The sequence below is a fragment of the Agrobacterium sp. CNPSo 2736 genome (assembly GCF_004005385.1).
Lineage (GTDB): Bacteria > Pseudomonadota > Alphaproteobacteria > Rhizobiales > Rhizobiaceae > Agrobacterium > Agrobacterium leguminum.
Genome location: NZ_RZTX01000021.1, coordinates 66,606 through 76,317, shown reverse-complemented (window position 1 = coordinate 76,317; position 9,712 = coordinate 66,606). Strand labels below are relative to the sequence as shown.

Annotated in this window: 8 protein-coding genes; all 8 read right to left on the bottom strand. The window is 61.8% G+C overall.

What is annotated here, in order from left to right:
- Nucleotides 1-311: 311 nt before the first annotated feature.
- Nucleotides 312-1,124, bottom strand: a complete 813-nt coding sequence (gene iolB, locus EM858_RS24525) for a 5-deoxy-glucuronate isomerase (RefSeq protein WP_003519834.1) — start codon at nt 1,122-1,124, stop codon at nt 312-314.
- A gap of 188 nt (nt 1,125-1,312) precedes the next feature.
- Nucleotides 1,313-2,221 (bottom strand): myo-inosose-2 dehydratase, encoded by a 909-nt coding sequence (gene iolE / locus EM858_RS24520; RefSeq protein ID WP_127758270.1) that lies wholly within the window; start codon nt 2,219-2,221, stop codon nt 1,313-1,315.
- 1 nt (nt 2,222) lies between these two features.
- Entirely contained in the window at nt 2,223-4,049 is a 1,827-nt protein-coding gene (gene iolD / locus EM858_RS24515) for a 3D-(3,5/4)-trihydroxycyclohexane-1,2-dione acylhydrolase (decyclizing) (protein WP_127758269.1), read from the bottom strand.
- The gene (gene iolC / locus EM858_RS24510; protein WP_127758268.1) at nt 4,046-5,962 is read right to left on the bottom strand and encodes a 5-dehydro-2-deoxygluconokinase; all 1,917 of its coding nucleotides are present in this window, start codon (nt 5,960-5,962) and stop codon (nt 4,046-4,048) included. Before iolC ends, iolD begins: the two co-directional genes overlap by 4 nt.
- Nucleotides 5,963-6,170: 208 nt before the next feature.
- The gene (locus EM858_RS24505; RefSeq protein WP_127758267.1) at nt 6,171-6,986 is read right to left on the bottom strand and encodes a MurR/RpiR family transcriptional regulator; all 816 of its coding nucleotides are present in this window, start codon (nt 6,984-6,986) and stop codon (nt 6,171-6,173) included.
- Between the two features lie 259 nt (nt 6,987-7,245).
- Nucleotides 7,246-7,962, bottom strand: a complete 717-nt coding sequence (locus EM858_RS24500) for an ABC transporter ATP-binding protein (RefSeq protein ID WP_003519829.1) — start codon at nt 7,960-7,962, stop codon at nt 7,246-7,248.
- Nucleotides 7,943-8,707, bottom strand: a complete 765-nt coding sequence (locus EM858_RS24495; protein ID WP_080842971.1) for an ABC transporter ATP-binding protein — start codon at nt 8,705-8,707, stop codon at nt 7,943-7,945. The genes EM858_RS24500 and EM858_RS24495 overlap by 20 nt, the downstream gene beginning before the upstream one ends.
- Nucleotides 8,704-9,711 (bottom strand): branched-chain amino acid ABC transporter permease, encoded by a 1,008-nt coding sequence (locus EM858_RS24490; protein ID WP_127758266.1) that lies wholly within the window; start codon nt 9,709-9,711, stop codon nt 8,704-8,706. Before EM858_RS24490 ends, EM858_RS24495 begins: the two co-directional genes overlap by 4 nt.
- Nucleotide 9,712 lies beyond the last annotated feature (1 nt).

The following is a 9,712-nucleotide window of genomic DNA, read 5'->3' as shown; positions in this document are numbered from 1 at the left end:
GGTGCCGGTATTGGCGATGCGGACGGCTTTTTGTGTTGCGGCATCGAAAAGATCCAGATGTGCCTTTGAGACGTCGCATCCGATGTAAACAGGGTGTACCATGGCAAGCCTCATCCTGTGCTACGAGGTCCGCGCTCACGGCCTCCATCAACTGTTCAGGTTGGGATTATCAGAGCGGGCGGAGGTCCAAAAGCCAGCAGGCGGTCTCTAACGACCAGGATTCCGACGGCCTTCCGCCCGCACTCTACATAGCACAAATCCAATACACAGGATTCCTGTGACAAGCACAGGAATGAGGGACGTTGCGCGTCTCAGGGATTATCCCGCTTGAAAATCCAGTCGTGATCCGGGTGGTTCTTGAAGCGCCATTTGCGCATCGGACCCGCCATCACGTTCAGATAATACATCTCATAACCATAGGGCGCGCCGCAGGGGTGGTGGCCCTTGGGAACCAGCACGACATCGCCGTCCGACACCGCCATGGTCTCATCCAGCGATCCGTCTTCGGTGAAGACGCGCTGGAAACCGAAACCCTGCGCCGGGTTGAGACGATGATAATAGGTCTCTTCCAGATAGGTCATGTCTGGATAGTTATCCTCATCATGCCGGTGCGGCGGATAGGACGACCAGTTGCCCGACGGCGTGAAGACTTCCGTCACCAGCAGGCTGTCGGCCACGTCGCGCTCTTCCATGGCGATGGGGAAGATGTAACGCGTATTGGCGCCCTTGCCGCGTTCGGTCAGCTGCACGCCGTTCGGGCCGATCTGCTGCGCCTCGCGGCTGCCTTTTTCGCCGGGTGCGGTGCAGACGCCGACGGTGCAATCGGTCGTGGCGGTCAGCGACCATTCGGAGCCTGCGGGCACGTAGACGCAATGCGGCGGTTTGCGTTCGAACACATTCATGCGGTCGCCGAGTTCACCGAAATCCTTCCCCCCCGCGGAGATCGTCGCCTTGCCTTCGACCAGCACGAGGATGACTTCGGTATCGCCGGTGTTTTCCGCCGCCGTCTCACCCGGTTTCAGGCGGTAGAGGCCGAAACCGACATAACCCCAATCCGCGCTTTGGGGCGTGATATCGTGCACCTTGCCGCTGGTCGCGACCGGCTTGCGCAGAAGTGAGGTCATGGTGGTGTTCCTTTTTGGTCATTCGTTCGTTGGTTCTTGTCGTCTCGTCACCCCGGCCTTGAGCCGGGGTCCGGCCGACGCGCGTCTGCGCGGCGGGGACAACTCTTTTCAGCCAGAGACTTGGGCTGGCTGGATACCGGCTCAAGGCCGGTATGACGGGCGGGATAGCCGCCCGCTACCCGCTCAGCTCAAGCAGCCTCGGCCTTATCCAGCCCCGCCTCGCGCGCAAAAGCCTTCAGCGATTTCAGCCCAAGGCTCTGATATTCGAACGGGTTGCGCACGTCAGGGTCCTGCTCGGCCTCGATTACCAGCCAGCCGCTGTAGCCATGCTCGGCCGCCACTTTCAGAACCGGTGGGAAATTGACGCCGCCTTCGCTGTCGCCGGGAACGGTGAACACACCACGGCGAACGCCTTCGAGGAAGGAGAGCCGCTCACCCCGAACCTGATCGGCAATGGCAGGGCGCACGTTCTTGGCATGGATATGGCCGACGCGGCCCATATATTTCTGCGCGACGCGCACGGGATCACCGCCGCCGAACAGGCAATGGCCGGTATCGAGCAGCAGATGCGTCTTCGGGCCGGTATGCTTCATCAGGAGATCGATTTCCTCTTCGCTCTCCACCACCGTGCCCATGTGGTGGTGATAAACGAGGGTGATACCCTGTTCTGCGGCAAAGGCGGCAAGCGCCTCGACGCCCGCGCCGAATTTCGCCCAGTCCTCGGCCGCAAGGCGCGGACGGTCGACCAGCGCCTTGTTGTCATCGCCATGGATGGCGTTGGAGGTCTCGCAGACGATGATGACCTTCGAGCCCATGGCCTTCAGGAGATCGAGCGCCGGCTGCATGGCCTTCTTCTCGGATTCGATGTCGTCGGTCAGAAGGTTCAGCGAATGCCAGCCGGAGACGAAAGAGAGGCCGCGCGGCGAAAGCACGCCCTTCAGGCCTTCCGGCTCCGTCGGGAACTTGTGGCCTTTCTCGATGCCGTCGAAACCGATCTTCGCGGTCTCATCGAGGCATTGTTCGAGGCTGATATGCGCGCCCAGCGTGCGGTCGTCGTCGTTGGACCAGGCAATCGGGTTGGTACCGTAACGGATCATCTTACTGTCTTTCCTTGACATGGTTTTCATAACGGGCGCGGGCCGGGCCGATTTCGGCGCGGTCGGATACTTCAGGCACCGCGACATCCCACCAGTGACCGCCGGCCTGCGGCGTCGGGTAAGGATCGGTATCGATGACGATGACGGTGGTGCGGCTGGAGGCACGGGCCGCGGCAAGCGCCTCTTCCAGCTCGGTTATGGTGGAAACCTTGCGTGCGTCCGCACCCATCGAGCCCGCATGGGCCACGAAATCGATGGCGATCGGGTTGACGTTGGTGTGGGCGTAGAGGTTGTTGAACTCAGCGCCGCCGGTTTCCATCTGCAGGCGGTTGATGCAGCCGTAACCCCTGTTGTCGGTGATGACGAGCGTGATCTTCACGCCCATGGCAACCGATGTCGCAAGCTCGGAATTCATCATCATGTAGGAGCCGTCACCGACCATGACGATCACATCGCGGTCCGGTTCCGCCATCTTGATGCCGAGGCCGCCGGCCACTTCATAACCCATGCAGGAGAAGCCGTATTCCATGTGATAGGAGAGCGGCAGCCTGGATTTCCACAGCTGGTGAAGCTCGCCCGGCATGGTGCCGGCCGCGCACATCACGACGGTATTGTCGCGCGACTGGCGCTGCACCGCGCCGATGACCTGCATGTCTGTCGGCAGGCTGTTGGCATTGTCCTCGCCCGGCGCTGCCGTATCGGCATCGGCCTTTTCGAACCATGCAGCCTTGAGACCGGCATCCGGCGCCGCAAAACGGTGGCTGCCGAGTGCTGCGGAGAGTTTTTCAAGCCCGATCTTCGCATCCGCCGTCAGGCTGATTGCATCGTGCTTCGCGCTGTCATAGGGCTGAACGTTAAGCGCCAGGATTTTGCGGTTCGGGTTCTTGAACAGCGCCCAGGAGCCGGTGGTGAAATCCTGAAAACGGGTGCCGACGCCGAAGACCAGATCGGCCTTTTCGCTGATGATATTGGCGCTTTCAGCACCGGTGACGCCGACGGGACCGAAATTGAGATCGTGATCCCACGCCAATGCCGATTTACCGGCCTGCGTTTCGACGACGGGAATGGAATGGGTTTCGGCAAAACGTTTCAGGGTTTCGGTTGCGCCGGCAAAATGCACGCCGCCGCCGGCAACGATGATGGGGTGCTTCGCCGCCTTAAGCGCGGCGACGGCTTCTTCGAATTCTACCATATCGGGTTCCGGGCGGCGCTGGCGCCAGACACGCTTTTCGAAGAAGCTGACAGGGTAATCATAGGCTTCCGCCTGCACATCCTGACAGAAGGCGAGCGTGACCGGGCCGCAATCGGCCGGGTCCGTCATGGTGCGCATGGCGCGGGGGAGCGCTGTCAGCAATTGTTCCGGCCGCATGATGCGGTCGAAATAACGGCTGACCGGGCGGAAGCAGTCATTCACCGTCATGGTGCCGTCGCCGAAATCCTCGAGCTGCTGCAGCACGGGATCCGGGCCGCGATTGGCGAAGACATCCCCGGGGATCAGCAGAACCGGCAGGCGGTTGACATGCGCGAGCGCTGCCGCCGTCACCATGTTTGCCGCACCCGGGCCGATGGAGGAGGTGACCGCCATGGCGCGGCGGCGACGCAGCTGCTTCGAATAGGCAATGGCCGCATGGGCCATGGATTGCTCGTTCTGGCCGCGATAGGTCGGCAGTTCGTCGCGGATGCCATAAAGCGCCTCGCCGATGCCGGCGACATTGCCATGGCCGAAAATGGCCCACATGCCGGCGATATAGGTTTCGCCATGTTCATTCATCTGCGCTGCCAGGTAACGAACCATGGCCTGCGCAGCCGTCAATCTGATTGTCTTCACGCTGCCTCTCCCTTTTTGGCGCGCGCCTCATCCCAAATGCGGCACAGGCTGGTATAGCGCTGCGCCATATCCCTGACCGCTTCCTCATCGGTCATCTTGCCACCGAGCCAGCTGCGGGCGGCATCCGCGAAAATCGTGCGGCCAACGGCGAAACCTTTGACCAGATCGAAACCGGCGGCAAGGCGGAAGCTCTCTTCCAACTCGCTTTGCGGTGCATCGAGACCGAGAACGACGATGCCCCGCACGTAAGGATCGTTGCGATGCACCGCGTCGCAGGCGTTTTTCCACGCAGCACGGGTCTTCATCGGCTCCAGCTTCCACCAGTCGGGATAGACCCCGATCTCGTAAAAGCGCTCGATGATGCGGGCGGCGGTCAAATCGTCGGTTGGGCCGACCTTGGAGGGAATGACCTCCAGCAGCATTTCCAGCCGGTTGCGGCGTGTCGCCTGGAACAGACGCATGACGGTCTCTTCCTGCGTGGCGCGCATCTCATCCGTATCGTCGGGATGATAAAAACACAGAACCTTGACGACATTTTCAAGCGGCCATTCGGAAAGACCGCCGAAATCCTTGCCGAGATCGGGTTCCAGCGTCAGCGGGCGCGAACCCGGCCATTCCACCGGGCGACCGATCCAGAGGCCCGAGCCGCTGGCGGCAAACAGGGCGTCACGTCCCAGACGGCCATCGCAGAGAATGCCGTAACCCGGCCTGTCGCCGGCAACATGCTGTGCAGCCTCAAGGCAGAGTTTCTTGAAAGCGCCGATCTGCTCGTGCTTCACGCCAAGCTCGTCGGCGATGGCTTCCAGCTGCATGCGATGGTCGAAGGCGAAGACGCGCATCGTGTCCCAGTCGCCCTTGCGGTTGGTCGACCAGTGCACCTGCTCCAGCGCCTCGTCCTTGCGCAGCGCCTTGTTGCGAATGCCGGCCTTGAAGAAATATTGCAGCTCTTCCCAGCTCGGATAGGCAGGCGTGCAGCCGTGGCGGGAGACGGCGAAAGCGCCACAGGCATTGGCGTATTTCAGCGTCGTCGGCCAGTCTTCGCCGCGCAGCCAGCCGCGGAACAGCCCGGCCATGAATCCATCACCCGCACCCAGAACGTTGAAGACCTCGATCGGGAAACCTTCGCCCGTCTCGCCATCGTCGAGGCTGGCAGGAATATCGCCGGCGAAAACCGAAGCACCCATTGGCCCGCGCTTGCACACCAGCGTCGCGTTCGAAACCTTGCGCACGGCCTTCAACGCGGTCAGCGTATCGGTGGAGCCACCGGCGATGTGGAATTCCTCTTCCGTGCCGACGATCAGGTCGAACAGATGCAGGGTGGATTGCAGCTTGGCGGTGACCTTCTGCGATTCGACAAAACGGCTCTCGCCATCGCCATGGCCGGCCACACCCCAGAGGTTGGGCCGGTAATCGATATCGAGCGCGGTCTTCGCGCCATTTTCGCGGGCGAGTTTCAGCGCCTTCAGCACTGCCGCTTCCGTCTTCGGATGCGACAGATGCGTGCCGGTGGCGCAGACGCAGCCGGCTTCGGCGATGAAGGCGGGATCGATGTCGTCTTCGCTGAGCGCCATGTCGGCACAGTTTTCGCGATAGAAAATCAGCGGGAACTGGTTCTGGTCACGAATGCCGAGCAGCACCAGTGCGGTCAGCCGCTCCGGGTCCGTCTTCACGCCGCGCACATCGACGCCTTCGCGTACCAGCTGTTCGCGGATGAAGCGGCCCATATGCTCATCGCCGACACGGGTGATGACGGCGCTGTTGAGCCCGAGGCGTGCGGCGCCGGCTGCGATGTTGGTGGGAGAGCCGCCGATATATTTGGCAAAGGAGGCCATGTCCTCCAGACGGCCGCCGACCTGTGAACCATACAGGTCGACAGACGAGCGCCCGATCGTGATGAGATCAAGTTTTTTCAAAAGGTTCCTCCTTAGCACCGCACCTCGGTACGGTCTGCCTCACATGTCTGGAGCGGCATTCAGGCGACGATCGCCCGCATCTTTCGCCATCCCGCTCCGATGAGCCTCCTCCGCTCATTTTCGTTCGTCACGAGACGGACGATTATGGAATGCCCGTTTCATGGATTTGGATCATAAATTCTATTTTTTCCGTTTTCAATAAAAATATTCAGGCTGTTTTGCGAGTTCCCACAGCCACGGCCAGCGTAATGGCCAGACAGAGAGTGGCGGAAAGCGAGCGGAACGCGCCGAAATCGATCTCGGTGACGGTCAGCAGCGTCGCGCCAGATTTCCGGAGCGGATTGACGGCGGAATCGGAGAGCGCAACGACCGGAATACCGTTGGCGCGGGCGTTTTCCGCCAGTTCCAGCGTCTCAGCGGAATAGGGGGAAAAGGTGATCGCGATCAGCGCGTCGTCACGGGAAATGGCGCTGATATTGCCGAGCCCGCCGACCGCACTGTGCAGAACCGCCGGCACCTTCATCTTCTCGAAGGCGTAAGCGAGATAGCTGGCAATGGGGAAAGACCGCCGCAGACCGATGATATGCACGGTGCGCGCACCGGCCAAAGCCGAAACCGCCTCGTCAAGCTGGCGTGTATCGACCGATTTCAGCAGCATTTCCAGCGAGGAACGGCCGGCCTCCACGAATTCGGCAAGCAGGCCGGATGCGCTTTCATCGCCCTTCTCCCGCAGATGGTCGAGTCGCGTGGCATAATCCGGCCAGCCGCCGACATAGGAATCACGGAACAGCCGCTGCATTTCCGAAAAGCCGGAAAAGCCCATGATCTGGCAAAACCGCATGAAGGCAGAAGGTTGCACGCCCGCCCCTTCCGCCATTTCGGCAACGGTGGAAACGGCGATGCGGTCCTGATTGGAGGCGACATAATCGGCGCATTGCCGCAATCGTTTCGGCAAACCCTCCGCGACCTGGAGCAGTCGCTCCTCAAAAGCCTTTACGGATTCTGGCGCCTCGATTGCCGTCATTGTCGTTCCTTTGTGCAGACTGAAATCGTGTGCACTTTAACTGCAATGGAATTTTTATTCCATTGGGTTTTTTAGGAAGGGCAAATGAGACGGCGGGGGCTTTGTGTGATCGGTCACCCTCCGTCATTGCTGCCTTTAGCCGGAATCCTGTAGGCGCGCGTCCGCGCGGCGCGAAGAGTCTTTTCACCTCAAGGACTTGGGCTGGCTGGATACCGGCTCAAGGCCGGTATGACAGAGATTATATACATGATGCGTTGGCTCAGTGAAGCCCGCCAACCCCGAGATGCGTATCGATAATATCCGGGTTCTCCGCAAGATCGCTCGACGGTCCTTCCCAGACGATGCGGCCGCGTTCCATGATGATGGCATGATCGGCGAAGTCGATGGCCATCTGGATGCGCTGTTCGACGAGGAGAATGGTCATTTCGCCCGATTGCGCCAGTTTGGAGAAGGCCGCCATCAGTTCTTCGCAGATGACGGGGGCAAGGCCTTCGAGCGGTTCGTCGAGAAGCAGCACCCGCGGCTGGCCGAGAATCGTGCGGGCGGTGGAGAGCATCTGCTGTTCGCCGCCGGAGAGTTGCGAGCCGAGATTGCGGCGGCGCTCCTTGAGACGCGGAAACAGCGTGTAGGCTTCCTCGATGGCCGATTTCGGCCGGGCCTTGAGGCCGACGAACAGGTTCTCCTCGACGGTGAGGGTGGGAAACACATCGCGGGTCTGCGGCACGTAGCCGAGGCCGGCTTTGGCGCGGGCGGCACTCGGCAGGGCGGCGATGTCCTGCCCGCCGATGCGAATATCGCCGGCAAAGCGTTTCGTCTGGCCGGCGAGCGTGGCGAAGAGGCTGGTCTTGCCGACGCCGTTGCGGCCGAGAACCGCGAAACGCGAACCCGACGGCACGGAAAGCGACAGGCCCTCGATGACCCTTGTCGGGCCATAACCGGCGGTGAGGTTGACGATTTCAAGCGGCGCTGCGGGCATCGGCGTAACTTCCCAGATAGGCTTGGCGGACTTCCGCATTGCTGGTGACGTCTTCAGGCGAACCGTCGAAGATGACCGCGCCTGCGGCGAGCACCACCACACGTTTGGCGAAACGGAAGACCAGATCCATGTCGTGCTCGATCATCAGGATCGCGAGGTCCGCCGGCAGCCGGTCGAGCGCCTGTTCGATGCGCGCGGTTTCCGTGGAAGGCACGCCGGCGGCCGGTTCGTCCAGCAGCAGGATTTTCGGGCGAAGCGCCATGGCAAGCGCGATCTCGATCAGCCGCTGCTGGCCATAGGCGATTTCACGCACTCTTGTTTCGGCAAGTGCGAGGAGGCCAAGCGTGCCGAGAATGTCGCGGGCTTCGCTCATGACCGCGGGCATGGCGCGGTAACGGCCGAAAATCCGGCCCGTTTTGCCTTCGCGCTGGAGAATGGCAAGCGCCACATGCTCCTCCGGCGTCATGTCCTGAAACAGCCGCGTGACCTGAAACGAGCGGACGAGGCCGCGTTTCACCCGCTGGCTGGCGCTGAGGCCGGTCACATCCTCGCCGGCGATGCGCACCGTGCCGGCCGAGGGCTTGATATTGCCGGTGACGAGATTGACGAAGGTGGTCTTGCCGGCGCCATTGGGGCCGATCAGCACCGTGCGGTCTCCCGGCGAAAGCGACAGCGAGACATTGTTGGTGACGACGAGGCCGCCGAAATTCTTCTTGAGGCCGGAGACTTCGAAAATGGCGCTCATTTGCGACCTCCACGGATGCGCGCGATGATCTGCTCACCCGCGCCATAAAGCCCGCGCGGCGCAAAAAGCACGACGGCAATCAGCAGCAGGCCGACAATGGTGAGCCAGTGGAACGGATCGGCGGCGGAAACGACATCCTCGAACCACATGAAGGTGACGGTGCCGATCAGCGCGCCGTAAAGCGAGCCCGCGCCGCCGAGCACCAGCATGACCAGCGCTTCGGCCGAAAGCGTGAAGCTGAGGCTGTCGAGGCCGACGACCTGGGTGGAAATGGCGTTGAGCGCACCGCCGATGCCGGCGACGATGCCCGATATGACGAACATCTTCAAAATCGTGCCGTTGACGCCGCCGCCCATGGCCTGAATGCGGATGCTGTCCTGCTTGACGCCGCGGCACAACATGCCGAAGGGCGAGTTGACCACGACCCTGAGGGCGAGGAAGACGACAAGCAGCAGACAGACGCCGTAAATATAGGCGGTGCGGCCGAAAAGATCGAATTCGAAGGTGCCGAACAGTGCGTCCGGAGAAACGCCGGCAAGACCGTCGCTACCGCCCGTCCAGCCGGATGCCTTGTTGGCCGCCTCATGGAACAGGTGGATGACGGCGATGGAAAGAACTAGCTGCGGCAGGCCGTGGGCGCGCAAGAGAACCGTGCCGGAGACCAGCCCCGCGACGCCGCCCGCAGCCGCGCCGATCACGGTCATCAGCAGCGGATCGGTAATCTCGAAATGGGCGGCGGCGATGCCGGCGGCATAGGCGCCAGCACCGAAGAGCGCGGCATGGCCAAGCGTGGCGACGCCGCAATAGCCGGTAACGAGATCGATCGACAGCACGAGCAGCGCAATGGCGATGATGCGGGTCAGAAGCGCCAGATTATCCGGAAACAGGTAATAACCGGCAACAGCGGCGGCGATGATGAGGAGCGGCCCCGCAAGCGTGCGCAGCGGCGAGCGCGCCTTCGGGGTGTCTGCCGTTTCAGTCACGTCGTTCATGAGCACCGCCATC

Excerpts from the sequence above, each read along its gene's own strand:
- iolB (WP_003519834.1), bottom strand. The coding sequence starts at position 1,124 with ATGACCTCACTTCTGCGCAAGCCGGTCGCGACCAGCGGCAAGGTGCAC.
- iolE (WP_127758270.1), bottom strand. The coding sequence starts at position 2,221 with ATGATCCGTTACGGTACCAACCCGATTGCCTGGTCCAACGACGACGAC.
- EM858_RS24505 (WP_127758267.1), bottom strand. The coding sequence starts at position 6,986 with ATGACGGCAATCGAGGCGCCAGAATCCGTAAAGGCTTTTGAGGAGCGA.
- EM858_RS24500 (WP_003519829.1), bottom strand. The coding sequence starts at position 7,962 with ATGCCCGCAGCGCCGCTTGAAATCGTCAACCTCACCGCCGGTTATGGC.
- EM858_RS24495 (WP_080842971.1), bottom strand. The coding sequence starts at position 8,707 with ATGAGCGCCATTTTCGAAGTCTCCGGCCTCAAGAAGAATTTCGGCGGC.
- EM858_RS24490 (WP_127758266.1), bottom strand. The coding sequence starts at position 9,711 with ATGGCGGTGCTCATGAACGACGTGACTGAAACGGCAGACACCCCGAAG.